This is a genomic window from Paenibacillus sp. YAF4_2, from assembly GCF_052113225.1.
Taxonomy (GTDB): Bacteria; Bacillota; Bacilli; order Paenibacillales; family Paenibacillaceae; genus Pristimantibacillus.
Map to the genome: position 1 here is coordinate 495191 of NZ_JBFRCT010000004.1, position 24005 is coordinate 519195.

General features: G+C 46.2%; 26 protein-coding genes. 3 read left to right on the forward strand and 23 right to left on the reverse strand.

Annotation, left to right across the window (positions count from 1 at the left end; all coding sequences use genetic code 11):
• Nucleotides 1-126: 126 nt before the first annotated feature.
• The 4 genes from AB4Y93_RS12695 to AB4Y93_RS12710 all read right to left on the reverse strand — a co-directional run bounded on the left by AB4Y93_RS12695 (nucleotide 127) and on the right by AB4Y93_RS12710 (nucleotide 5621).
• Nucleotides 127-2724, reverse strand: coding sequence for a hypothetical protein (locus AB4Y93_RS12695; RefSeq protein ID WP_441892415.1), 2598 nt, complete (start codon nucleotides 2722-2724; stop codon nucleotides 127-129).
• A gap of 69 nt (nucleotides 2725-2793) precedes the next feature.
• Nucleotides 2794-3765, reverse strand: coding sequence for an N-acetyl-gamma-glutamyl-phosphate reductase (gene argC, locus AB4Y93_RS12700; RefSeq protein ID WP_441892417.1), 972 nt, complete (start codon nucleotides 3763-3765; stop codon nucleotides 2794-2796).
• Nucleotides 3766-3829: 64 nt separating this feature from the next.
• Nucleotides 3830-4567 (reverse strand): UMP kinase, encoded by a 738-nt coding sequence (gene pyrH / locus AB4Y93_RS12705; protein WP_441892419.1) that lies wholly within the window; start codon nucleotides 4565-4567, stop codon nucleotides 3830-3832.
• A 238-nt stretch (nucleotides 4568-4805) separates the two neighbouring features.
• Entirely contained in the window at nucleotides 4806-5621 is an 816-nt protein-coding gene (locus AB4Y93_RS12710; RefSeq protein ID WP_441892421.1) for a DUF6597 domain-containing transcriptional factor, read from the reverse strand.
• A gap of 165 nt (nucleotides 5622-5786) precedes the next feature.
• Between AB4Y93_RS12710 and AB4Y93_RS12715 the strand changes: the two genes are divergently transcribed.
• Complete coding sequence (locus tag AB4Y93_RS12715; RefSeq protein ID WP_441892423.1) at nucleotides 5787-6236, forward strand: SRPBCC family protein; 450 nt, start codon at nucleotides 5787-5789, stop codon at nucleotides 6234-6236.
• A gap of 62 nt (nucleotides 6237-6298) precedes the next feature.
• Here the strand turns inward: AB4Y93_RS12715 and AB4Y93_RS12720 are convergent, their stop codons facing one another.
• The 8 genes from AB4Y93_RS12720 to AB4Y93_RS12755 all read right to left on the reverse strand — a co-directional run bounded on the left by AB4Y93_RS12720 (nucleotide 6299) and on the right by AB4Y93_RS12755 (nucleotide 10935).
• Nucleotides 6299-6850, reverse strand: coding sequence for a hypothetical protein (locus tag AB4Y93_RS12720; RefSeq protein WP_441892425.1), 552 nt, complete (start codon nucleotides 6848-6850; stop codon nucleotides 6299-6301).
• A 13-nt stretch (nucleotides 6851-6863) separates the two neighbouring features.
• Nucleotides 6864-7457: a TetR/AcrR family transcriptional regulator gene (locus AB4Y93_RS12725; protein WP_441892427.1), complete on the reverse strand. Its 594-nt coding sequence runs from the start codon at nucleotides 7455-7457 to the stop codon at nucleotides 6864-6866.
• Nucleotides 7458-7497: 40 nt separating this feature from the next.
• On the reverse strand, nucleotides 7498-8379 hold the full coding sequence (locus AB4Y93_RS12730; RefSeq protein WP_441892429.1) for an SDR family oxidoreductase: 882 nt from the start codon (nucleotides 8377-8379) through the stop codon (nucleotides 7498-7500).
• Nucleotides 8380-8550: 171 nt separating this feature from the next.
• Nucleotides 8551-8712: a hypothetical protein gene (locus AB4Y93_RS12735; protein ID WP_441892431.1), complete on the reverse strand. Its 162-nt coding sequence runs from the start codon at nucleotides 8710-8712 to the stop codon at nucleotides 8551-8553.
• A gap of 32 nt (nucleotides 8713-8744) precedes the next feature.
• A complete protein-coding gene (locus AB4Y93_RS12740; RefSeq protein WP_441892433.1) occupies nucleotides 8745-9389 on the reverse strand; it encodes a uridine kinase family protein in 645 nt (214 codons plus the stop codon).
• A gap of 26 nt (nucleotides 9390-9415) precedes the next feature.
• The gene (locus tag AB4Y93_RS12745; RefSeq protein WP_167279001.1) at nucleotides 9416-9619 is read right to left on the reverse strand and encodes a zinc ribbon domain-containing protein; all 204 of its coding nucleotides are present in this window, start codon (nucleotides 9617-9619) and stop codon (nucleotides 9416-9418) included.
• A gap of 128 nt (nucleotides 9620-9747) precedes the next feature.
• Nucleotides 9748-10287, reverse strand: a complete 540-nt coding sequence (locus AB4Y93_RS12750) for a chromate transporter (protein ID WP_441892435.1) — start codon at nucleotides 10285-10287, stop codon at nucleotides 9748-9750.
• A gap of 18 nt (nucleotides 10288-10305) precedes the next feature.
• Entirely contained in the window at nucleotides 10306-10935 is a 630-nt protein-coding gene (locus AB4Y93_RS12755; protein WP_441892437.1) for a chromate transporter, read from the reverse strand.
• Between the two features lie 225 nt (nucleotides 10936-11160).
• Here AB4Y93_RS12755 and AB4Y93_RS12760 point away from each other — a divergent pair, with 225 nt between their 5' ends.
• Nucleotides 11161-12363, forward strand: a complete 1203-nt coding sequence (locus tag AB4Y93_RS12760) for an ROK family protein (protein ID WP_441892439.1) — start codon at nucleotides 11161-11163, stop codon at nucleotides 12361-12363.
• A gap of 73 nt (nucleotides 12364-12436) precedes the next feature.
• Here the strand turns inward: AB4Y93_RS12760 and AB4Y93_RS12765 are convergent, their stop codons facing one another.
• Both AB4Y93_RS12765 and AB4Y93_RS12770 read right to left on the reverse strand, forming a co-directional pair.
• Entirely contained in the window at nucleotides 12437-12757 is a 321-nt protein-coding gene (locus tag AB4Y93_RS12765) for an FAD-dependent oxidoreductase (RefSeq protein ID WP_441892441.1), read from the reverse strand.
• 365 nt (nucleotides 12758-13122) lie between these two features.
• Entirely contained in the window at nucleotides 13123-13683 is a 561-nt protein-coding gene (locus AB4Y93_RS12770; RefSeq protein ID WP_441892443.1) for a TetR/AcrR family transcriptional regulator, read from the reverse strand.
• Between the two features lie 157 nt (nucleotides 13684-13840).
• On the opposite strand from AB4Y93_RS12770, the gene AB4Y93_RS12775 reads away from it, so the two are divergent.
• Complete coding sequence (locus tag AB4Y93_RS12775; protein ID WP_441892445.1) at nucleotides 13841-14767, forward strand: ketopantoate reductase family protein; 927 nt, start codon at nucleotides 13841-13843, stop codon at nucleotides 14765-14767.
• 45 nt (nucleotides 14768-14812) lie between these two features.
• On the opposite strand, the gene atzF is transcribed toward AB4Y93_RS12775, so the two are convergent.
• The 9 genes from atzF to AB4Y93_RS12820 all read right to left on the reverse strand — a co-directional run bounded on the left by atzF (nucleotide 14813) and on the right by AB4Y93_RS12820 (nucleotide 24005).
• Complete coding sequence (atzF, locus tag AB4Y93_RS12780) at nucleotides 14813-16564, reverse strand: allophanate hydrolase (protein WP_441892447.1); 1752 nt, start codon at nucleotides 16562-16564, stop codon at nucleotides 14813-14815.
• Nucleotides 16565-16581: 17 nt separating this feature from the next.
• Nucleotides 16582-18198, reverse strand: a complete 1617-nt coding sequence (locus tag AB4Y93_RS12785) for a PucR family transcriptional regulator (RefSeq protein WP_441892449.1) — start codon at nucleotides 18196-18198, stop codon at nucleotides 16582-16584.
• A gap of 17 nt (nucleotides 18199-18215) precedes the next feature.
• A complete protein-coding gene (locus tag AB4Y93_RS12790; RefSeq protein ID WP_441892451.1) occupies nucleotides 18216-18647 on the reverse strand; it encodes a cupin domain-containing protein in 432 nt (143 codons plus the stop codon).
• A 29-nt stretch (nucleotides 18648-18676) separates the two neighbouring features.
• Nucleotides 18677-19744, reverse strand: a complete 1068-nt coding sequence (locus tag AB4Y93_RS12795; RefSeq protein WP_441892453.1) for a ring-opening amidohydrolase — start codon at nucleotides 19742-19744, stop codon at nucleotides 18677-18679.
• On the reverse strand, nucleotides 19741-20493 hold the full coding sequence (locus tag AB4Y93_RS12800) for an ABC transporter permease (protein ID WP_441892455.1): 753 nt from the start codon (nucleotides 20491-20493) through the stop codon (nucleotides 19741-19743). Before AB4Y93_RS12800 ends, AB4Y93_RS12795 begins: the two co-directional genes overlap by 4 nt.
• Nucleotides 20490-21275 (reverse strand): ABC transporter ATP-binding protein, encoded by a 786-nt coding sequence (locus AB4Y93_RS12805; RefSeq protein ID WP_441892457.1) that lies wholly within the window; start codon nucleotides 21273-21275, stop codon nucleotides 20490-20492. The genes AB4Y93_RS12800 and AB4Y93_RS12805 overlap by 4 nt, the downstream gene beginning before the upstream one ends.
• Nucleotides 21276-21320: 45 nt before the next feature.
• Nucleotides 21321-22346: an ABC transporter substrate-binding protein gene (locus AB4Y93_RS12810; protein WP_441892459.1), complete on the reverse strand. Its 1026-nt coding sequence runs from the start codon at nucleotides 22344-22346 to the stop codon at nucleotides 21321-21323.
• Nucleotides 22347-22410: 64 nt separating this feature from the next.
• On the reverse strand, nucleotides 22411-23094 hold the full coding sequence (biuH, locus tag AB4Y93_RS12815) for a biuret amidohydrolase (RefSeq protein ID WP_441892461.1): 684 nt from the start codon (nucleotides 23092-23094) through the stop codon (nucleotides 22411-22413).
• Between the two features lie 257 nt (nucleotides 23095-23351).
• Nucleotides 23352-24005 (reverse strand): carbohydrate-binding family 9-like protein, encoded by a 654-nt coding sequence (locus AB4Y93_RS12820; RefSeq protein WP_441892565.1) that lies wholly within the window; start codon nucleotides 24003-24005, stop codon nucleotides 23352-23354.

Here is a 24005-nt window from a genome sequence, read left to right on the forward strand (position 1 = left end):
ATCATCCCCTTACCTTTGAGTAAGTTCATGCCTCAAAGTGCACTTAACAAAAATTTACAGGTTTTTCGCAATCCGGTCAACAAAATTTCTAAAGAAGGCTATGAACGTACCTATGCGTTAGTAAATTCAATTAACTGAGGGATCAATATTTACGGAACCTGGGAACAGAAAAGATACATTAGCGTCCGCAGGAATGGTGGCAGTAAGAATGCCGTAATTTTTGACTAATGCTGGAACTGTAGAGGATATGGAAGGAAAAAAATTGCTAATAAGCGTGGTATTGATTAAGCGTAGTACGGCAGGTGGTTCCGGGCTGTCGATTATGATGGTTGAGGAAAAGGTCCGGTATAAACCTTTGAACGTGTAATCCGCATTGTTACCAATAGGTAGATTGTTTATATTAATCGTTTCTACATCCGATTCCACCTCATCGGAATATAATTGAACTCTACCTGTGCTGGAGGTACGTAGTCCATTGTTCGAAGAGCGAATAAAATCAATATCCGCAATAAAGTTGGCTTCAGTTGTAAGGAGAATACCAATTCCAGTGCTAAGTCCGGTTTCATTTTCAATTCGGCTTCCTTTTACTCTCAAAGTACCTGTAGTTGCGAATATAGCTGCTGTGTCCGGTATCGTTACACCGCCAAGAACGGAAATCCGATCGAAGAAAAGGTTGGAAACTGCTGTTGAATGATATTGAAAGCATGTCCCCCCAACTCTTATTTCATTGATATGCGCCTCGATGGAAGCTGAATCTGAAACCAAAATACCGGTATAGTCTGTACCACCTTGAATAACAGCACCATTAACTTGGGCTATAACATTATCTCTGAGATTTACAATTATACGCTCAACGATAGGCTGAAACACCATAATCTCACCAAAAGTGAGTGTAACGAGGCCAGAGCTCGCCTCCAATGCACGGGTGCCCATCAGGATTCTATTAATGTTGCCGTTAAAGGTTCCTCCCGAAACCACAATTCCCGTAGAGGGAGTAAACGTATTGGAAATCAGCTCTCCTTCGATGTCCATATTTCCGTTTGTTACTTGTATCATCTGTGATGAAAATGAAGCATCCATTCGATTAAATCGAATGTTGGCATTTCCTGTTTCTTGAAGAATAACACTTGTGCCTATAAATACGGGGTCTATATTGCTAACCAATGCGTCCACGTAGCATCGCAGGTTAGGATTGAGGCCGCCTGAAAGATGAATGCAGGTTCCAAATGCAGAGATCACATTTACGTTAGCATCGACTTGACCATCCATGATCAACAAAGCTGTGAGTAATCCGCCACCGTTAGGGTTTGTGGTAATTCGATCTCCGATCATGTTCAAATTACCGCCGCTGTCGACCGTAATAAGACCGTTGACTGAGCCGAAAATTTCCTGAAAATTCATAAATAAGAAGCCATTGTTGGCCACGCGAACAGCAGGGACTGTTGATCCATTTGTAGACATCTGCATGACCGTTAACTTATGGTTGCCTCCGGTTACTTGAATGCAGCCTGCTTGGCTGGAAATAAGATCCGCCTGCAACCGCATTTGCCCATTTTGGAGATCGATAGCTGTGCTTGCCGTCATAAAGGTGTTCAAAGATTTGGCTTGAATAACGGCTTCTCCGTTTTGCATTAAAATACAACTATCTTGACTAAATATACGATCAAAACTGCCTGTAAAGATTGTAGTGCCACCCAATAAAAGTGCTGGAGCCGGGGAATTAGCGACTACCAGTATATAAGAATTCAAGCTAACCAAACCGCCCTGGATAGATACCCCTTGAGAACCGCCAACCAAACCTATGGAGTAGCTGATGAAGTTACCGGCGAAAATAGGAGTAACATCTAAAATTAACCCGAAATTTGCCTGAATAATTCGTGTTCGCATAGTGATGACCGTCGATTGAGCAGAAGCGCTGTTGTCCACCAAAACAGCTCTGCCCCCACTAGTAAGCATCTGGACCTCAAGATTTACGCTAATCATTTCTGTTCCCGTAAATAGGACGAGATCATCAGTCCCGTCGGTATTATTCGTAATTTCAAAAGCAGTCATAAACAAGGTTCCGCTTGAAATTATAAGCGCGGAACCTCCGATGAAGCCGTTCGTTATACTCTCCTGGACGTCGACGTTGTAATTGCCGCCTCCCGAGAGATTGATTGTATTGCCCACCGTATCACTCATAGATTCACAAGCAAAATGGATTGTGCTCGCGCCTGTGCTTCTAAGAATGGAACTGCCGGCAGCTGTTGCTTCATTGGTTAGAAACTGCCCCGATCCAATCACATCAAAATTAATCGCAGCCCCTAGATCATCAAATAAATTCCCTACAGCTGTTACAACAGCGCCCTTCTCAAATTCCCACATGATTCCGTCTTTAGCCAAATTCGTCTCCGTATATAATCCAGGACGTACAACGATCCTCGTACCTGCAGGAGCAACCGCCACTGCCGCGGCTGCTGTCTGCCATGGCTTCGTTTCATCGTCGAGTACGGCGGTTGCATTATTTCCATATGTGGGATCGACAAATGCCGTCTGATTGATTAACAATTGCGAAGGACCCGGAGGACCAGCAGGGCCAGTCAAACCAGTAGGGCCGGTTAACCCCGTTGCTCCCGTCAGACCAGTAAGTCCAGTAAGTCCTTGTATGCCTTGTGGTCCAGGGGGGCCTTGAGGACCTGTCAGTCCCGTTAATCCCGTTAATCCCGTTTGCCCTTGTTCACCCATAATTCCACCCCCCTATTAATTCAACATATGATTATGGCACACAACTTGTCTGGACTATTTTTCAATCCTCTAGCAATGTCCTAGAATTGAACAAAGCCCAACTCCCTCATCAAGTCCCAACATGATGTTCATACATTGAATGGCTGCTCCTGACGATCCTTTTCCAAGATTGTCTAGTCTGCATGCCAGGAGCACTTGCTCGTCATTCCCCAGGACAAAAATTTCAGCAGCATTGGTCCCGTTGCAGAGTGTCGGGTCAAGAGCATGTTGGGAAAATCCTTTTGTATCCTCAAGTGGGACAACCCTTACGAATGTTTCTCCTTGATAATAGTTAGTGAGAACAGTATGTATTTCTTTAAGGCTAGGCTGATTATTAAGCTGACGGGTAACCAGAGGAACCGTTACAACCATTCCATTATAGAAATCGCAAACCGTCGGAAGAAATACAGGCTCGAACGCTAGATCCGTAAATTTTTTCATCTCGGGCAGATGCTTATGATTAAGGTTTAGACTGTAGTGCTGTGGATGCTTCAGGCTGCTATTGTTCCCATCTCCAAAGCTCGCTGTCTCATGTTGTTCAATTAATGCCTTGCCCCCACCGCTATAACCCGTTAAAGAGTGGGAGCTGACTGGATAGTCTCGCGGCAGGATTCCCTTCTCAACAAGGGGCTGAACCGCCAGCACAAATGCTGTAGCATGACAGCCTGGCACAGACACACGGCTAGCATTGGCGATTTTCTCTCTTTGGAACGCAGATAATTCCGGCAAGCCATACGTCCACGCATCATTAGTACGAAATGCCGTACTGCTATCAATAACACGGGTATTCGGATTCGTAATAAGTGTCAGAGCCTCTCGTGCAGCCTCGTCAGGCAAACAAAAGAACACAATATCCGCTTCATTCATTAGCTTAACTCTTATCTCAGGATTCTTTTTATGCTCCTCCGAAATGGATAGCAGCTCGATATCTTTTCGCGCAATAAGTCTTTCATGTATCTTTAATCCCGTTGTTCCATATTGGCCATCTACAAATACTTTCATGAAAAATACCTCCGCGACATATAATGAATAATTATACGTTACGTAGTATTTATATACAATCCATTCATTCCAATTCTAATGCCGATTCTCCACTAATGATCGTTCCGTTATTTATCCCTTCACAGATCTCTTTCATAGACCCCGGCTTATCAAAGTTAAACACATGCATCGGAAGGTTGTAGTCTCTGGCTAGTATAAAAGCAGACTGATCCATGACCTTCAAGTTATGATTCAGAACATCATTGTAGTGAAGCGATTTGAATTTTCTCACCTCTTGGTTGGTCCTAGGATCTGCATTAAGAACACCGTCAACACCTTGCTTAGCGACTAACAGTGCTTCACAATTCACCTCAATTGCCCTTTGAACGGAAGGGTAGTCTGTTGTCACGTAGGGCTGCCCGTTGCCTCCTGCAAAAATAACAATGTAGCCCTTTTCCAGATGATGAATCGCCCTTAGTCGGATATAAGGCTCTGCAACTGATGTAGTGGGTATTGCTGTCATGACACGAACTTCTTTATTGGTCTTGGCTTTAAGAACGCCACGAAGCATCAAGCTGTTAATTACCGTAGCGAGCGTCCCTATGTTGTCAGCCTCCGCTCTGTCTATCCCCCAGCTTTCCGCCATATTGCCACGGAAGATGTTGCCTCCGCCAATAACCAGCGTTACCTCAACACCTAAATTCACCACGGACATAATCTCATTTGCAATATGATCCAATCGTTCCGGCTCGAAACCAAACTCCGAATTCCCCGCAACAGCCCCGCCACTTAGCTTAATAAGAACTCTTCTATACCTGACCAAGCTCCACACCTCCGTCAAATAAAAAACACTAAAGCAATAAATGCTTTAGTGTTTAAATGAAATGAAAATATGAGTTGTTACAGCTGACTGAACGTCTTTCCACCGTTTTCTTCTCATATTCTCACCCCTTCATATTTTTTCCATCGGCTTATTTTATACCCGGTCAAAGGATTGTGCAACTGCTGCATTTAAATAAATGCAATATTTTGATTAGGCAGCTCTAATCTTGAAACTTCATTCATGAATCATCCCTAAGCATCCCCGCCAAATACTGCTCCGGCGACTTGCCTATTACTGCCTTGAAGTCTTTGCTGAAATGCGCCTGATCATGATACCCAAGCTCTGCAGACAACCAGACTAGATCCTGCATCTGTCCAAGATCCATCGCCTCTGCTGCATTCTGCAGCCGGAACAATCGGATGACCGATTTTGGGTTAACACCAACGTATTTGGAGAACAGACGCTGAAGCCGCCGGATGTTCATATCGAACTTGAGGGCAACCTGTTCTACCTTGGATATTTCCCGAGTATCAGCTATAAAATCAATAACCTGGTTCACCAGCGTAATATTGTCGTCATAGAGCGGCAGCTTAGCAAGAAATAAACGTTCCATCACCTGAATCTTCTGCAAATCATCTGGCTGGACTAACACAAGCTCTTCCAATACAGAGCCTTTGATCCCAAATATAGCCTCAACCTCGAGCGGTTTGCCCGTCAACTCGGACAGCTCCCTGTTTACAAAGGGATACAGCCCTCCCGGCTGAAACTTGACGCCGAAGACAATCCCGCTTCCCTCAAGCAGGTAGGAAAACCGCTCTTTGCCAGGTCCGTAAAACAAGGTCTTGTCCTTTTCAACCACCAGATTGGCACAAGGATTAGGCACAACATGCTGATGATAGGGAGCATCTCCATCCAGATTCCACTGAACGATCCAGTAATGCTTAATAAAAGGGGACAGTGCATCCGACGCCGAGTAACGCTCCAGTCGGAATCGGTCTCCGGCTCCATGAAGTCCCAAAACACCCATACTGGGACGAGCTTGTGGTTGATTCATTTTTTCACTCCAGTCCTGAAGAACCCATATTCAAGGGCACCGCCCTGTCGCGTTTTTACAATACGGTTCAAAAAGCTAGATTTATAATGAGTTTACCATACAACCTAGAGCAAGCCTGACAAATATGTAAAAAAGAACAAGCGAATTTAAGGAGGAAAAGCAAGCATGGAACTAAAGTATGAATTTTATATCAACGCCACTCCCGAGCAGGTCTGGCAGACAATTGTCAGCCCGGAGGGCACTCGGAGCACCTTCTTTGGCACCGTATTAAACTCGACCTTAGAGTCGGGAGCTTCCTTCGAATATATCGGTCCCGGTAATGACGGCGCTGATACCGTACACGTATACGGCACCATCCTTCAAGCTGATCCGGGTAAAGTGCTGAGCTATCTAGAACATCCGGGTCCATCTTATAGGGAGAACCATGCCGAGCTTGAGTCACGAGTGACCTTCGCTCTGGAGACGGTAGGCACATGCACCAAGCTTACACTTCTCAATGATCAATGGACGTTAGACCACCCTTCTTTTGCTAATGCCAAGGAACACTGGTGGATGATGCTCAGCAACATCAAGACGTACACGGAGACGGGGAAAACGCTCGATTTCGGCTGGTAGTGATGAACGAATAAATGGCTGCTCCCAGGTTTGGGGGCAGCCATTGTTATATATCCAATTCATTATTGAATGACTTTATTATTCTCATCATAAAACGTTAACTCAGCAGGGGAAGCATCTTTCAGCTTACTTGGCAGCTTCTCGTACTTCACGAATAATCGATCTTTAGAAACATCTGCATTAAACTCGAATTCTTCATTAATTAGCTTTGCTAAGATATGGTTGATTTTTTGATCTGGATTGTGACCAACCAATATTCCATAGTCACCTTTATTCGTATGAATGTTTTCATAGGATACTATATTAGTGCCAGATCCTGCTCGTTCAAACTTAAACTTTCCGTTTAACCCTTTAATCATTTGCGAATAGCCTATTTCATTATTTTCGAGCTGAAATAAAGCAATGTAGGAACTAGACTCTCCTAATCGTACAGTCTCTTTAAGTTTAGGGTTGAGTTCATCCACAGACCCTCTGTTTAGCTCATCTTTCAAACTTGATTGAATGGATATGTTGTCATTATCAATATGATACTTATTCATATACTTCATTGAAAATCCAAGACACAGCAAAATTAGAAAGGCTACATAATATCTTTTCTTGATGATGTTATTCAAGATGACCAACCTTTCACTTCAAAATCAGCTTCATTAACCGATCTACATCGTTCTGCCAATCGCTATGGATACCGGGAACATCTTGTAACATCAGTCCGGTTATGACAGACAAGTAGAAGAACAGCAGCTTATCCGGCTGACCTTCACTGAACTCGCCTGCCTGCTGTCCTTGCTGGAACAATGGGACCAGTTGCCCGATTGTCCGGTCGGGAGAATGGCTCGCTAAGATTTGCTTCGTCTGCTCCGGCACATCTTCCTCGATTTGTGCGTATCGCAGAAGCATGAAGTAGCTCTTGTGGCTTTCATCCAGCATGGTCAACGTGAATGCTCTTAATCGCTCCTTTGGCGAACCCGGCAGCCGCGAGACATCCGCCAAGGATGTCTCCGCTTCGTCGAGTGCTTCTTGCACAAGGATTGAGAAGAGCTCTTCTTTAGAGCTAAAATACCGGTAAGACAATCCTTGGCTGACGCCGGCTTCTTCAGCAATCATACTCATCTTTGTTGCCTGCAGCCCCCGCTTAGCGAAAACTTTCAAAGCTGCTTTCTTAATACGTTCCCTTCGGTCATCAGCTGCAGCTTCTGCCTTCTGATCCTGTACTTGCTTCATTGACGTTTCTTCCTTTCCGATCGGCTTCTTTATACCAATATTATAGTTGATTCTCACTCATTTCCCATAACCGTTTCGCAGCGACCGGAGCCTGTGCCTGATTGGAAGGAACGATGCGCTGCATATCTTTGTAATAAGACCCGCTTGATAAAGACATTTCATCAGAGTCTGCGAGCCATACCAATGTCTCGGCCCCTTTCTCCGGTGTACGCGAAAACCGCTTCATGACCGACATCGTCATGCGAGCCAAAGCACCGTTGTCCTGATTGAAGTTCGTCGCCACAAGTCCTGGGTCGAAGCAGGCCGCAGAAACACCGGTACCCTCCAATCGCCTTCCTAATTCTGCTGTGAACATGATATTGGCAAGCTTGGTTTCACCATAACGGTAATTGGGGCCACCCATCAAGAGATGCGGAAAGCGATAGTTTTTCCGGCCGTTCAGGTCATCGAATCCGATACCGTTTCTCGCCATCTTGTGCCCATGGGAGGCGGTCGTAATAATGCGTCCATTGCCGCTTTCCTCTAACTTGTTCATCAGCAGCTTAGTCAGCAGGAAAGGAGCCAGATGGTTAACCGCCCACGTCATCTCGATCCCATCTTCGGTAGTCAGATACTTAACGAACATTGCGCCTGCATTATTGATCAGAACATCCAGCCTCGGCCAGCTGTTCTGAATGGCCTTCGCCACATCGTGAATGGACTGCTGCGAAGTCATATCGGCATGGAAAACATCCACCCTAGCATCTTCTGCCACCGCCTTTAATACCGCCACTGTCGCTTCCGCCTTCGCTGGGTTGCGGGCGATAATTCCCAAAATGGCTCCTCGCTTCGCAAGCTCTTTTGCCGCAGCTAGACCGATTCCACTAGTTGCCCCCGTTATGATGACGTATTTACCTTTTACTGACCAGCTTTTCGTTTCCATTGTCAGTGCTCCTTTGTAATGAATGAACGATTCATTCATTTATTAACTCGATCATATACCAAGTCATGGAAAAAGTAAACAGCTTAATTGGAAAGCTTGTACACCTATACACCTGAGAACAAAGGGAGCCAATCCATTAACGGATTGGCTCCCTGCATTAGTACTACTGATTTATTTTTTACTTTTCTTTGAAGCCATCCAAAAGACAAGAATCACAATTAGGATAAATATGAACCAGGGAATATGAAACGAACTCTGGGTAATAAAGGCGAGCACCAGCAGACCTACAGCGCCAAGAATGAGCCAGAGACACCCTCTTCCAAACGTTTCCATGTGTACGGCCCTCCTCTCTTCCTTGCTCGTATTTAACCTTTATTTATATTCTCAAGGATATAATCTTCATTCGAATTTTTTATCACGATATCGAAATTCTGATGATAAGGATGCATAAATAAATCATATTGAGCTCTACGCTGTGCATGAGATTTCCTTAGATAGCTCATATCAGTTCCTCTTTCAGAAACATCGCGTATGCCCCTTCGTGCCAGCTCCGTTTCACCATCCGTATATAAGTAAATTTTTAGATCGTACAGATTAGGATCGGTAAAAGCAACGCTCATACCCTCCACAATATTTATCTTGTTTTGTGAGGATATTAACGTGCTCTTGGTAAAATTCGTACCGATTGTATAGAGATCCAGTCCATCTCTTATCATATGAATGTCTCTCTCTAAAGCGAAATGCTGATGAGCAGCAGGATGGCAAGCCGTCATTTTATCATGATAATGTTCATTGTTATATTCGAAGTCGATAAACGCGTACTTCCTAAGATGAGAGCCAATAATATAAGGGTCGGTATTGATATAGTTCACAGCAGTTTGCCCTAGAAGCTTCATAAGATTGTGGGCAAACGTCGTTTTCCCAGAGGCACCGTGACCCGAAATCCCAATAATGATTCTTCGATTTTCACCGCTTATCCAGTCTGCAATATCTTGTAGTACCTTCTCCATGTTGCCCTCCATTGCCCGCCAACCTCTCAACCGAAAAAGAAATCAAGAATGTTCGAGCCCGCCGACGCTTCTTTATTGTAAAATTCCGAATACCCGCAGTTTGCGCAGTATACAACGAGAAATTGATTGTGCTGAATATCAAACATCTTGGATAGACCTGTGCCGGTCATCGCTACTTCTTTTGTCCTTGCATCCTGGCTTCCGCATTTGATACAACCTTTTTCACTCATAAATATTTCACTCCTTAACTAATGATATATCCTCCATACGCTCCCAATACTTGGAAGGTTGCAAAAAAATTATTCCTGCATACATGACAAATGGCTGCCCCCTTATTGGGAACAGCCATTTCTAATTATTAAAATAATACAATTCCAGCAACTCCCGAAGCGAGAATCACCATAATAGGATGCAGCTTATATTTGATAACCGCAAGCAATGCTCCTGCACAAATAATCAGAGTAGCTACCGTCTGCCAAGTCAAAAGGGAGGATTGATGGGATAAGAACCCGAAATGTATGGCCGAATACGCGATTACCCCTGTAATTACAGGGCGAAGTCCATAGAGAGATGACTTTACTATCTTATTGTCAAATAATCTGAAGCTTATCGCAGCAACAAGAATGATTATGAGCAGCGAAGGCAATACAATGCCAAGGGTTGCCGCTATCGCTCCACTAAGACCATTCGCTTCGTATCCGATGAGTGTAGCTGCATTCGTTGCAATCGGCCCCGGTGCCGTCCCTGCAACAGAGACAAGTTCCTGGAACTTCCCGTCCGCCAGCCAGCTATGAGCGCTCGTCTCTTTCTCCATCAAGGAGAGGACAGAATAACCACCGCCAAAAGATACAATCCCGATTTTGATAAAAACAAGAAAGATTTCAAACAGGGATGCCATTACTAATCCCTCCATTACTTAAATATAGTATTCAGGGTAGCTTAGCCCATGAGCATCCTTCGTCTCTTCACCCTTCTCGGTCTTTGCTTTATGACCCCGTCTTTCTTTGGTCACTACGGCAACAATCCCAATTCCGATTCCGCCTAACATTACAATTAACTGGTCCACAGAGGTAAACAGCAGCAATAAAAGCGCGGCAGCGAATACAGCCTTCGTGGTCCAATCAAACAAAGCGGTTTTTGCCATCTTGTAAGCGGCAAGAATAATTAAGGCGATAACAGCGCCATGTATTCCTTTAAGAGCTGCGGCCACCTTCACCTGATGCTCAAATAACGAATAGAACAGACTCAGCACACAGACAATGATGAACGTGGGCATCGTTATTCCCATTACAGCCGCAACGGCGCCAGGAATACCCCCTACCCGATATCCAATAAAAGCAGCGGCATTAATGCCGACTCCGCCCGGAGCCGATCCCGCGATCGTAATCAAGTTCCCCATTTCGGACTGCGGTAACCAGCCCCGCTTCGTAACAATTTCTTTTTCGATAACCGGAATCATTGCGTAACCGCCGCCAAACGTAGATGGACCAATGCGTAGGAATACTAAAAACATCCGGACTAACATCCACATTTTTTCGTTTACCATTGTATTTCCCCCTAGCCGTACCACCATCACTACCCTCATTATACATGCTTTTTTCCAATTTGGAAGAAAGTTTGCCTAATTTTCATTATCAAACGTTTTTATGATCATCATTGGTTGTTCTTATCTTGCAAAATGCCTGCTTTATCAGTTGTAACTCGTTATGGCTTACGCTAAGATGGCTATATAGAATCTATCAAATTCAATAGGTTAAGTTGGGATAATGAAATGGAAACTCCTCACGCTAAAGCAACGTCCAAAAAAATGCTTTATCAATATATCGCCAATCGGGGCATTGTTTCGAAAGCCAATCTTTTATCGTTCTTCTCGATCAAGACCAGCTCCATGAATCGTTTGCTGGAAGAGCTGGCTTCCGATGGGATCATTAGAGAATCTGGCCGTGGCTCTTCAACTGGCGGCAGAAAACCGATATTATTCGAGATTAATCCGGATTATGGCTATATCATTGGCATTGAGATATCACGGTTTTACTCCTCACTTGGCTTATTCGATATGCAGATGAATGCAAAGTCATTTGTCAGGTGGCGGATGGACGAGGACATGACACCCGAAAGGTTCGTCACACATACGGCTCAGCAGATCAACGCGTTGCTCAAGGATCATGATTTATCACACAAGCAAATTATCGGAATTGGCATCGGCGCAGTTGGCCCACTCGACCGAACCGGAGGTGTGATCTTAAAGCCGCTGCACTTCCGTGCTCAAGGCTGGATTAATGTTCCTATTTGCCAAATGATTGAGGATGCGTGCGGCATTCCAGCTTCTTTGGATAACGGGGCCAATACGGCACTTATCGGGGAACATTGGGCTTTACGCCAGGAAAAGCTTCAGCATATGCTCTATGTACACGTTGGTGTCAGTCTGCGGTCTGCCATGATGTCTCACGGACGCATCATTCATGGTTCCGTCGATATGGAAGGGTCTATTGGTCAAATGATCATACAAGCGGATGGACCAAGACTGCAGGAAAGTGGCAATAGCGGCRCTCTTGAAGCTTTTGCCTCTCTCCTAGCGCTTGAGAAGAAAGCCCTGACCGATGAGAGATTAAAAGAAGAAGGGATGAAATCCGCGTACCGCGGCGAATCAGAAGTTATTCCGTACGACGAATTATTAAGAGAGTTATCTCATGGCAATTCGCATGTGCTTGAGCTGTTTCTAACAGCAGCAAAGCATCTTGGTATTGGATTAGCCAATCTGATTAACACCTTTCATCCCGAAACCATCATTTTAGGCGGGACCATGATCAGTTCTCATGAACAGTTCTATCAAACAGCTATTGAAACTGCCCTGCAAAATACTTATTACTACCCAGAGTACACACCACTCTTCTCCAAGGGAGCTCTAAGAGAGGATGCCGTAGCAACTGGGGCAGCCCTTCTCATCAGGGAGAAATTGAATTTTGAAGGTTAAGCCTATTCATGAAAAAAACCCGGAACTTCGCCATTACGCGAGATTCCGGGTTTTTAAATTATAAAGCTTATTATTAGTTAAGTATGGCGCCTTGCTCTCTAAGTCTTGCTTGAAGTGCTGGGATGCTGACATCCCGCGGGGTAATGTCTTGCTGGAAAGCCATTGCCGCTGCGGTTCCTGCCGCCTGTCCCGTAGCCATACAGCTTGGGGACAAGCGGGTTGTACCCAGTGCTTCATGAGAGGTGGAGATGCATCTTCCCCCTACCAATAAGTTCTCGATCTGCTTCGGAAGAAGGCTCCGGTAAGGGATATCATAAGCTCCATCTCCCTCAATCCAAGAATGATAATAGGTCATAATGCCGCTGATCAGGAAAGGTGCTGTAATGAACCGCATAATAGAATAACGAACTTCAGCCTCATCGGAAAAAATAGCCTTTTTGCCTTCATAGCGGTCCTCCCGTTATCCCGTTACTAGTCGCTCCAATTAGTTGCAACTAATTGTACACGCTTTCTTTTGGAGGCGGAAGTGATATTTAATGGGCTGAAAAAAAGCATGGTATTCAACATATTGTTCCTCTTGTTTTTCACCTATTGTGGATAATGAAGCCTGTGGATATGTGGATAATAATTGTGAATAGTACATTACATCCCATATAGGTAATGGTTGATATGTGTGTAACTTTGTGAATAACTTCGATTTCCAATGAACAACTGTCCGATAAAAAAACAATATATTGAATTGGAATGCCGTTCCAAGTGTTAGGGGCTCAGAATCATCCGGTTCATCTCTAGAAGAGACCATAACCGTTCCGTCAATTCTTCCGCAGAACAAGGCATGGATTGGGTGAACCACCATTCGATTACCCCAACAATTGCCGAACTCATGAATTGCGCGTATATCAATTTATCCAGTTCATCTAAGCTTAATTCGTTATCCTTCATATGCTCCATGATCTGCTTATTTATCATGCTGCTTAGATGAACGCGGAAGGACGGAACCTCTTTAATGCTTAACAAAGTCTTATACATTAGAGCATTCTTTTCAATTTCTTTGATCGTAAGGAGTAACGGTGCTTTCGTTGGGTAAGGGCCTGCCGCATCTGCGGAATAGCAGCTCTCCATCAAATGAATCAGTTGATTCTCTATGCACTTATCTAATAAATCGTATTTATCCGAGTAATGTGAATAAACAGTGCCTCGATTAACGTCGGCCCGCTCCGCAATTTCATTAATCGTTATTTTCTCGAAATCCTTCTCCGCGATCAGCTGCATTAATGCATTCATGATGGCGGATTGGTTTTTTCTAATTCTTCTATCCACAGAGAGCTCTCCTTTATTGAACAAACCTGTACAGTCTGTTGAAAAACCAACAAAACCAATGTATCTAGCGATTGCTGGCTGCTCAAGCGACTGCTATTCTGATTTTATTCAATACATGATCGAAAAACAACGAATGTTGAATAAAGGAGATAAGGCGATGAGAATATTGGTTTACGGCGCTGGCGTTCTAGGCAGCTATCTTGCTCATGTTTTGGTGCGTGGCGGGAATGAGGTTACTGTTCTGGCAAGAGGCAAAAGAGCTGAGCAGTTGGAGACGAAAGGGATTGTCATTCGCCATTACTTCCAGCGACGCAACACGGTTGATGAAGTAAACGTCATTCGTGAGCTTGCAGCCGATGATCTCTATGATCTTATTTTTGTCGTTATGAAATATAATGATTTCCCAACCGTTCTGCCTATTCTAGCTGAGAATCAGTCTTCCAATATCGTTATGGTGGGTAATAATGCAGATCCATTAGGGATGCAGGATATACTTCAGGCAAAAATGAAGAAAAACGTCGTTTATGGCTTTCAGCTTAGCGGTGGACTTCGGGAAGAAAGCGGACGCATCATCTGCATCCGAGGGGGCGGGCAAATGGTATTAGGCAGCTTACACGGGGAGATCTCCATAAAGCCTATCCTAGAGAACGCATTTAAGAATGTTAAATATAAACTGGCTTATCATGAGGATATAGATGCTTGGCTTAAAAGCCATATCGTTACGATCGTTGCCTTGAACTCGGTTAGTTTTCTCAACGACGGCGATTTAAATCAAGTATCGAGGGACAAAAAACGATTGAAGCTTGCAGTAGACATGATGGACGAAGGATTCAAGCTTTTAGAAAAGCTGAACTACACGATTACACCTGCTAGTCAGGTCAACCTTGTACGAAAGCATAAGCAGATCGTTTATTATGGTCTAAAAATGATTCATAAATTACCATTTATGAAATTGATAGATGGCTCTTTTCATGAAATTGCCGCTTTGTTCGAGTCCTTCAATAAGCTGAAAAGCCAAACCAATGTCGCTACTCCCCATTGGGACGAAATGGAGAAGCAAGCGATGTCTAAGTTTGTTGGGTAGAAAAAACAAGGCTGCCGTCATCATGTGACGGCAGCCTTCCTTGCTCTAAATAGTTATATAACGCCATCCGCCCGAAGCGGTAATATCTTCGGCTGTATGCTCCGCATACCCTTCACAAATAAATCCGGGAATTTCGGTGCCATCCTCTAGCTCGACCTTCCCGATCCCGAGCGGTGATGGGATAAGGGCTGTGAATGCACCAAAAGCTGCCTTCGGCATTTCCCATACTTCCAGTTGAATGGAATGCCCGCCTCGCCCCTTTTTGATCAAACCAGGTTTAGCCGGAACGGTCGGCAATCTCACCATTTGATATTTTGCGGCAGTAGACGCCTCACGAACAAAATGGGCGCTATGCTCCAGCATTTGCTTTTCCAGCGGAAATCCGCGCATATGAAGTCCGCATACAGCAACAGAAACCATTGCTTGCTCTGGCGCTGCCTGCACAAATTCTCCCGTAAGAAATAGCTCCGCAGCACCTGCGATGAGTGCCTCCTCTTCGGCAAGCGCGAACAGTGTAAGGCCAAACGGAAGCTTCTCATCGGCAAAGCCTGCGGGAATTGCAACTGCACATAAATCAAGCAAATTACAATGATTCGTGTAACGTCCCATATCCGAGTTTGTACGTATCGGATCGGCCCCCACCTGCTCGCGCGTCCATGTGCCTCCGCAGGTTGGCATCACCATTACAGCCTGCTCAAGCAGTTTCTTTGTATCAAGCTTGTACTGTTGCAATTGGTGCATAGCTTTAAATACAGAAGCTGCGCTTTGCTTTTCAGAAGCTCCCGACCTTAAAATCTGCTCTGTCGTCTCATACGTCATTCCGGGATTAGCCGTCACAAACGGCTCCAAGCTCGCCCAGCGCTCCGCGACCCACGGCCCATCATATAACAACGCCGCAACCCGGAAGAATACGTCATAATCGATATATTCGACAGCGACTTCAAGCTTTGTTATCTTCTCAACTGCTGCATCCCAAGCTTCTTCATACTCTGCCGCATAAGGTCCATAGAACTGTGGCTTGACGCTTGGCAATAAAACTTTGTGCGGGAGCTTCGACGCCTTACCCTCTATGCTGCGTGACCATGGATCAGTCTCATCGACACCACGTGCAAGCTCATCTACAACTAGTGCATCCGAAAGGGAATGGGCAAATACATTAACACAATCGAGGCTGGCGCAAGCCGGAACAACGCCTTTGATCGGCCATGCCCCAAGGCTCGGCTTATAGCCGACCAGATTATTCAGCGCTGCCGGAACCCGGCCGGAGCCGGCGGTATCTGTCCCAAAGGCAAAAGCTGCGTGACCGCGCGCAACGGCGACCGCAGAGCCTGAACTGGAGCCACCGCTAATCAGCTCGGGACGTAGCGCATTATGCGTCTCGCCATACGGGCTGCGGACACCAACGAGTCCGGTCGCAAACTGATCCAGATTCGTTTTGCCAAGCGGAATCGCCCCTGCATCTATCATTCGTTGCACAACAGTTGCATGCTCTTGCGGCGTATAGGCAAATGCAGGGCATGCAGCCGTCGTCGGGATTTGTGCCACATCGATATTATCTTTAACTGCAAACGGAATACCCCATAACGGATAGCTTTCCGGGTCCATCCCCTTAAGCCGGTCCAAATAGGGCTGGATATTATCCATTGCCGGTGGCGTAATCCAAATATTCATGTCTACATCTGCCTGAACGCGCTCCATAATTTCGGCAATAACAGCCTCAGGCATAAGCGCACCACTTGCGTACAAGTCTCGAAGCCGCTCGATGGTCAGCTCGAACGGAATGCCTGATTCACTCATGACCTGCCTCCTTTATCTCATAGCACTACCGGCCGCATCTCGTTTAGCTTAACTGCTAGATACAGTTGAAAAATATCGTCGCCGTCGTCAACGTTAATACCAAGCAGCTCGCATACTCTTTCCACCCGATAAGAAACGGTGTTGTAATGCGTAATTAGCTCTGCAGACGTCTTTTTTACATTTCGGTTATATTTAAAATAAACGCGGATCGTTTCATACAGCTGGGATTGATGTTTTCGATCGTATTCAAGCAACGGAACGATATACTGATTCCGATAGTCAGTAACTGCCTCAGAATACGGCAGGTGATATAACAGTTGAAAAGCTCCAAGCCGTTTAATATCCACAAAGGGCTCTTCATAGTTGCAGATCGTGCTGATGTGATGAATTTTTTTAGCTTCTTCGTAGCTTTCCGACACCAGGTCAGGCCGGCTGGCAACATTACCGATACAAAGCGAGAACGCATTCGAAGAACCAATAATCGATCTCAGGTCTGCCGCAACCCGGTCAAGTGCCGTCTGTTTCGATAACTGCGCGGAAATCGGAATAAGAAAGATCAATTCTCCCTCCGCAATCGTAACCTGCAGCCCTTCGCGAAGCGACTTGGACCGAAGCCTTTTGACTACCTGCTGCAGCTGCTTAACTGCAGGTTTTCCATTCAGCCAGCGCACAAGCGCTACGAAGAGCTGCTGCTGATCCTCTAACTGGCTGCCTGATGCTTCTGCCCTGAGTTTCAAATCCTCCATCGCTACGATCCGCCCAGAGATCCAATCCTGAAGAAACTGATCGATATATTTTAATTCAACCTCTCTCCGAGCGTTTGCATTAATCATTTCCAAACCGACGAGAATGCCGACCCGATCTATCGTCAATTGATCGACGATGGAATGTTCCTGATTCCATTCCAGCAAAATAAGCAAGCACTTTTCATGCTGCTTATCATTCACCTCAGAGACGTATACCCGGATACGACGGTCACCTAAAGATATAAAGCTGACGCCAAGATTTGTCTCCATCCGCAGATGCGACCAGAGCTCAACATTCGCCGCTTGCTCCAGCCGACCTGCCTGCGGGGATAGAAACAGCTGATCCGAATCGTCCAGCAGCACGATCGGATTATTCAGCATGCCATCCAGCGTTTGCAAAAACTCTTCAATCCCATTGCCATATAGGAGCTGCTGGGACAGCTTTTGGAAGCGGCTTTGCAGCAATGAAAGCTCCCTCACCTCGGTCACCAGCACTCGCTCCATAATGTCGCGGACAACATCCGAGAACACGGTCGTAGCCGGAAGCTCGAACACGGGAAAAGCAAGCCGGTCCGCCAGCTCAAGCGCCCGCTTTGGAATCTCCTCAATAAACCGCTTCGTCTTAATACCAAGCGCGGCAACACCTTTTTCAACCAGCTGCGGAATAATGTCCGCTATTGCCTCCGGTTGATCCCGGAACGGGAAACCGCTCGTAATGAGAAATTCCCCCGGTCTCACCCAATCGATGACATCAGGCACTTCCATGACATTGACCCGGTTAATGCTCCGATGCATGCCGCCGGCACCGGCTAGTACGACTGCTTCTTTGAAGTCGGGTATTAGCAATATGTCTCCGCATGTGAAGCTTGCCTGATTGTTAGTCGCCATGGCGTTACCCCGCTATTCTATTTCTTAATGGAATAAACATCTTCCACGAGAGTTGTATTGAAAAACGAGTTGGCAGGCACGTTCTCCTCCACCGGGAGGAAAATGCTGATTTGTTCAGACGGCTGATCATCATCGTTCGCTACGGAATGAATGACCCCTGCTGGTACATGAAACGTATCGCCTGCTTTGTAGCTTTTCCACTCGCCGTTGCATAGCAGCTTTACTTTTCCAACGGAAATATAAATGATCTCAGCGACGTCGTGGTAATGGGGCAGCACTTGCCCGCCGACACCGATTTTCTCCCAAAGAATCGAGCTCGAACGGATTCCCAGCTTATCTGCTTGCGCCGCAGATACGATTTCCCTGTGATACAAATGAATATGGTCAGGCATTAACCCCCATTCCATTTGCTCTCCTACAATAACCTCTGTCTCATTTGCAATTGCCATATGATCAGTCTCCTATCATTCGCTATTTGTTAGTTACGCCGAAAAACAACCGCTACCGGACCGCCGCCCGCCGGACCTTGATGCTCCGCTCCACCAGATACGTAGATCATTGGATCGCCGCATACGGAAGCAAGGACGCCTCCGACGACAGCACGGGCATGACGGGTATGATTAATGTCCGAGTCATCGAGCATCGTATGCCGCTGGCCTCTTATATATCCAGTCGGATCAGCCTCAGCCTTAGCAAGCACCTGCACCATTTCGGCGTCCGGGTATTTTTCCAAAATCCGCTTCAACGCCCCCGCGTCAATGGCATCCTTCATAACATCGTGATCGATAAAATATGGCCCTTCCGCATAAGCGGAGTTGCCGAATACGATAACCTCGCAATAGGCGAGTTCGCTGCCAGCCGACGTAGATGCCACATGGCTGTAAAGCTCCCACGAATGGCAAATATCCGTATCCTGCAATCGCTCCCGCTCAATCTCTCCAAGCGCTACGGCTGCACCAAGCGCCGATGCTCCACGAGAATAGCCCATTGACTTGTAAGTATCCTCCGTTACAGTGGAGGCGCCTCTCAGATTCGCTTCCTGCACTTGCTCCGCTGTCAGCAGCGGACATTTAATTTGAACAAAATGAACATCGGCAGCATCATGGATGCCAGCCCCGTCCATTGCCCTGCGAACAGCCTCCGCCACTTGATCAACTTGAGCGAGACGCCCAAGCTCCTCGGGCTTGAAATCAGGTGTTTTTGCTACGCCAATCGCTAATGAAAGCTGCTCCTGCTTGATTGCATCGTTAACGGATTCACTCCGTGAAATCACCGAGAAATGAGGGCTTAATATCCCCTCTGTCCCTCCGGACATAATGTACGAGACCGGCTCAGCAGTTGCTTCTTTATAAGAAGCGAACAAATTTTTCAGAGCCAGAACTGCAAAGCCCCGGGTAAAATCATTAACGCAGCCGTTTCCCTCTGTTTTGCCCAGTACGGCTACAACATCCTTTGGATTAATTAGCGACTCATCAATATAGCGCTGCAGCGCAGCCGTATCATTCGGAGAACGAGCCGGTACTTTAATAACTGAACATTTCATCATAGATCATCCGCCCTTTGCCAAAATACGACTTTCTTCTCCAGCAAGCTAATGCCCCAGAAAAGCAGCAGCCCGCATACTGCCGAAGCAATTATCGCTGAGAACATAATTGGTGTATCCATATGATAGGAGGACACGAGTACGACATAACCAAGCCCTTTGTTTGCTCCAACAAATTCCCCCACAATAGCTCCGACAATGGCGAGTGACGAGGATATTTTCAAAGCCGAAAACACGTAAGGCAAGCTCGTCGGCAGGCGCAGCTTCCAGAAAATTTCTGCTTTTGTGCCTTTATAAGTCGAGAACAGCTCCCAAGCTTCATGCTCTATTGCTTTCAATCCTTTAACGCTGTTGACGAGAATCGGGAAAAAGCAAATGAGCATTGATGCAACAACCTTCGAGGAATAGCCGGTGCCCATCCAAACGACCAACAGCGGAGCCAGCGCGACGAGTGGAGTCGTCTTGAGCGCAATGGCGAGCGGGAAAACTCCCTTCTCAATGGACTTGGAGTGAACGAAAATAACGGCCGTTACCATCCCCAAAATATTAGCGAGAACAAAACCTACTAATGCCTCCATTAATGTGACGAGCATATGGGACGACAGTGATCCGTCAATAACCGCAAGGACAGCCGATGGAGCAGGCAGCAAATAAACAGGGACATTGAACAAACGAACGGCCAACTCCCACAAAATAATAAAGCCAAGCGCAAAGCTGATAGGGTACATGCTGCTTTTTATTTTATTAATCATAAGTGCTTGACCCTCTTTCTTAATTCATTAACGGTATGATGGTACTCTGGTAGTTCCTCCATCCCTACTTCACGGTGAGCAGGAAGCGGAACGGGAATAATCGCATCCACGCCTGCTGGCCTTGGCGACATCATAACGATTCTGTTCGACATAATGACCGATTCTTGAATCGAATGGGTGACCATCACGACCGTGCTTAAGCTTGTATCCGGGCTTTCCCACAGCCGCAGCAGCTCGAAATTCAACTTCTCTCTCGTAAATTCATCTAATGCACCAAATGGCTCATCCATCAAGAGCACTGCCGGATCAGCGGCAAGCGCCCGCGCGATGGCGATACGCTGCTGCATGCCGCCGCTTAATTGATGGGGAAAATGACTCTTAAAGTCCTGCAGTCCAACCAGCTGCAGCGCCCCCTCCGCTTTGTCCCGGGCTTCACTCTTCGAGAAGCGCTTCTCTCCGATCGTCAGCGGCAGCGCAATATTCTGAATGGCCGTAAGCCAAGGCATCAAAACCGGCTTTTGAAACACCATCCCAATCGACAGATCCTTTGATGCCAGCTTAACCTCCCCTCCAGCATTGGGCTGAAGGAGATTAAGCATCAAGCGCAGCAGTGTGGACTTCCCGCAGCCGCTTGGACCGAGGATGGAAACAAACTCATTGTTATAGATGTCCAAGGAAACATTGTTCAGTACGGGAACATCTCCGAACGAAAGGGAGCAATTTTTTAATGTAACCGCGATTTCGTTCATCGAAGAAACCGATGTATGATCTTGCTTTGCCATTCCATTCCTCAATTCACTAACCGTCGCTTGCACATCAATCACTCCCTATTCGATATAGTCATTCGTAAACACTTTATCCAGATCTTGCTCTTTCTTCAGAAACTTCAAATCAATTAAGCTTTTTTGCAAAACATCCCAAGCCTCGGCATCCATCTTGCCAAGCGGCAGTTTATCCGGCTCCAGCAGCGAAATACTTGCTTTCATCATAGCTACCTCATGGTCGAGGTCCAGCTTATCGCCGTACTTCAGACCAAACCCGGCTGCTTCCTCCGGGTTAGCGATCGCATATTCCCAACCCTTCATTGAAGCTTCAACGAAGCTTTTCACCATTTCAGGATCCTTCTTAATCAATGACTCCGTCGTAAATAACGTATCTGCATAAAAATTAATGTCATAGTCGCCAGGCTGAATAATGTTCACCTCATGGCCTTGCTCTTGAACGGCCAGCACCTCATTGATAACATAACCTGGCCATGCTTTGACTTGGCCGCTGAGCAGCGGGCTCATATCATATTTCACAGGCATTTCATCAATCGATTTGGCATTTATGCCTGCACTTTTGACCATCGCTCGGAAGGTCAGCTCTTCATTGCCGCCAAGCTTCACGCCTACCTTTTGGCCGGCAAGGTCTTCCATTTTCGTAATGCCTGAGTCCTTGAGGCTAAATAATACAAATGGCGTTTTGCGGTATACCGCCGACACTGCTTTAACCGGTACGCCTTTCTCCCGAGCCATCAGAATTTGATCCGCGCCAGTTACGCCGAACTGCTCACTTCCCGAAGCGACCATCTGAACAGAAGGGAAATCCGCTCCACCCGGCCTAATTTCGACATCCAAGCCTGCTTCCTTATAAAAGCCTTTCTCTACCGCTGCGTAATAGCCAGCAAATTGCGCTTGATGAATCCATTTCAGCCGCAGCACGACTTTTTTCAGTTTCTTTGTGTCTCCTGCTGCCGAGTTAGAAGAGACCGTATTTGAGTTGGTGCTGGTTTTGGGATTGGAACCACAAGCCGTCACAACAAACATCAGAGCCGCTAGAACGATAAACAATGACTTTTTACTCCACATCATATTTCCCTCCGATATGTCTCTATTTATGAATAAATAATAGCTGGATGTTGATTAAGATTTTGCGCTAGTAGTTTTCCAGAGCCATTAGCACATTCTCTGAGCTGCTGACGCTGCCGAATACCCCGCCTTGCATCGTGACCATATGAAGCGCCGCTTGATGATTGGCCTGATCCGTCGCGCCCGTGCAATCCTCAAGGATTAAACATTCGTAGCCTCTATCATTTGCTTCCCGCATCGTCGTATGGACGCAAACATCAGTCGTGATACCCGTTAGTATTAGATGAGTAATGCCTCTGTTCTTCAGTACGAGCTCCAAGTCTGTTGCATAAAAGCTTCCCTTGCCCGGCTTGTCGATAATGTACTCCCCTTCGATCGGGGTAAGATCTTCGATGATTTCCCATCCTGGCTCCCCTCGCACCAATATCCGTCCAGCAGGACCAAGTGAGCCTATTTCTGCACCGATTTGTTTGCTTCTCCAACGTTTATTTGCGGGAAGGTCGGACAAATCGGGTTTGTGGCCCTCTCTCGTATGAATAACCGTCATGCCTTCAATTTTGCGAACCCGGTTCAACAGCGTTTTGATAGGTTCAATAGGCTTAGCCGTTAACGACAAATCGTACCCCATCTGCTCCACATAACCGCCTTTGCCGCAAAAGTCGATTTGCATATCAATAATGAGGAGCGCTGTTCTCTTAGGATCAATCCCGCCGTCGTACGGCCAATTATATGGATTTGCTGTAATCTGCATGTTAGAGTGTCCCCTTTCTTTTAGCTTCTTTTGTTAGATTTAATGACATCGTTTCTTATACGTCATACTATATCACATAAATTACTGATTTTCTTTGTAAAATTCACAAATAATAGAGCTTTTATAATATGGATTATTACAAAACAGAATTTTGGTGTTATGTTTTATTACATATTGGACTCGAGCTATCAGGCTCAATCATGTATCAAACACAAAAAACCGCTCTCCTCGTTAGGAAAGCGGTTTTTTCTAATACATTAGTTGCGGCTCCCCAACATCAGCATGCCAAAGCTGGAGCTGCGATGAAAATCTGGTGTGGCGGACTTTACAGGTGACCAGCTCACATAATGAGGCTCAGGCGTCAGGTCGCCGCACTTGTAGAAATTCCCCTTCATCACCACGCCAGGGATAGCGCGGAAGCTGGGGAACCAGTCCTGCACAAAGGCAAAGGGAACACTTAGATGAAGCTCCCAATACATCCTGCTGCTTACCGGATCCCATAGTCCAACCTCGGAACGAATACCGAATTGTCCGTAATCTTCGGCTGTAATCCGCTTTCGCACCTTCCCCCGCTCGCCGATTTCGAGCAACAGCACCCCGGCGGCATTCAGCTCAAAATTAAAATAACGCTCGTCTTGCAGAGGAAGCGGTTGGAGGAAAAACTCTACGCAGCTGTCCTCATAGACGGGTGCACCGTTATATCTGTGCCGAATGAGCGGTGCTATCTCGAATACTCGGAACTGCAGGTGCAATGCATTGGCATCATATACCGTACGAACCTCCGTCTCCGGCGGATGATCTAGGATCAACCATTGCTGATGAGCCACAGACACAGGAGTCAACTGCTGCCAATGTGCGTTATCAAAGTCTGACGCCGCTTCATCATAAGCGATCTCATAGGATTTGTTCAT

Excerpts from the sequence above, each read along its gene's own strand:
- AB4Y93_RS12695 (WP_441892415.1), bottom strand. The coding sequence starts at position 2,724 with ATGGGTGAACAAGGGCAAACGGGATTAACGGGATTAACGGGACTGACA.
- argC (WP_441892417.1), bottom strand. The coding sequence starts at position 3,765 with ATGAAAGTATTTGTAGATGGCCAATATGGAACAACGGGATTAAAGATA.
- AB4Y93_RS12710 (WP_441892421.1), bottom strand. The coding sequence starts at position 5,621 with ATGAATCAACCACAAGCTCGTCCCAGTATGGGTGTTTTGGGACTTCAT.
- AB4Y93_RS12715 (WP_441892423.1), top strand. The coding sequence starts at position 5,787 with ATGGAACTAAAGTATGAATTTTATATCAACGCCACTCCCGAGCAGGTC.
- AB4Y93_RS12725 (WP_441892427.1), bottom strand. The coding sequence starts at position 7,457 with ATGAAGCAAGTACAGGATCAGAAGGCAGAAGCTGCAGCTGATGACCGA.
- AB4Y93_RS12730 (WP_441892429.1), bottom strand. The coding sequence starts at position 8,379 with ATGGAAACGAAAAGCTGGTCAGTAAAAGGTAAATACGTCATCATAACG.
- AB4Y93_RS12735 (WP_441892431.1), bottom strand. The coding sequence starts at position 8,712 with ATGGAAACGTTTGGAAGAGGGTGTCTCTGGCTCATTCTTGGCGCTGTA.
- AB4Y93_RS12740 (WP_441892433.1), bottom strand. The coding sequence starts at position 9,389 with ATGGAGAAGGTACTACAAGATATTGCAGACTGGATAAGCGGTGAAAAT.
- AB4Y93_RS12745 (WP_167279001.1), bottom strand. The coding sequence starts at position 9,619 with ATGAGTGAAAAAGGTTGTATCAAATGCGGAAGCCAGGATGCAAGGACA.
- AB4Y93_RS12750 (WP_441892435.1), bottom strand. The coding sequence starts at position 10,287 with ATGGCATCCCTGTTTGAAATCTTTCTTGTTTTTATCAAAATCGGGATT.
- AB4Y93_RS12755 (WP_441892437.1), bottom strand. The coding sequence starts at position 10,935 with ATGGTAAACGAAAAAATGTGGATGTTAGTCCGGATGTTTTTAGTATTC.
- AB4Y93_RS12765 (WP_441892441.1), bottom strand. The coding sequence starts at position 12,757 with ATGCGGTTCATTACAGCACCTTTCCTGATCAGCGGCATTATGACCTAT.
- AB4Y93_RS12775 (WP_441892445.1), top strand. The coding sequence starts at position 13,841 with ATGAGAATATTGGTTTACGGCGCTGGCGTTCTAGGCAGCTATCTTGCT.
- atzF (WP_441892447.1), bottom strand. The coding sequence starts at position 16,564 with ATGAGTGAATCAGGCATTCCGTTCGAGCTGACCATCGAGCGGCTTCGA.
- AB4Y93_RS12785 (WP_441892449.1), bottom strand. The coding sequence starts at position 18,198 with ATGGCGACTAACAATCAGGCAAGCTTCACATGCGGAGACATATTGCTA.
- AB4Y93_RS12790 (WP_441892451.1), bottom strand. The coding sequence starts at position 18,647 with ATGGCAATTGCAAATGAGACAGAGGTTATTGTAGGAGAGCAAATGGAA.
- AB4Y93_RS12795 (WP_441892453.1), bottom strand. The coding sequence starts at position 19,744 with ATGATGAAATGTTCAGTTATTAAAGTACCGGCTCGTTCTCCGAATGAT.
- AB4Y93_RS12800 (WP_441892455.1), bottom strand. The coding sequence starts at position 20,493 with ATGATTAATAAAATAAAAAGCAGCATGTACCCTATCAGCTTTGCGCTT.
- AB4Y93_RS12805 (WP_441892457.1), bottom strand. The coding sequence starts at position 21,275 with ATGGCAAAGCAAGATCATACATCGGTTTCTTCGATGAACGAAATCGCG.
- AB4Y93_RS12810 (WP_441892459.1), bottom strand. The coding sequence starts at position 22,346 with ATGATGTGGAGTAAAAAGTCATTGTTTATCGTTCTAGCGGCTCTGATG.
- biuH (WP_441892461.1), bottom strand. The coding sequence starts at position 23,094 with ATGCAGATTACAGCAAATCCATATAATTGGCCGTACGACGGCGGGATT.
- AB4Y93_RS12820 (WP_441892565.1), bottom strand. The coding sequence starts at position 24,005 with ATGAACAAATCCTATGAGATCGCTTATGATGAAGCGGCGTCAGACTTT.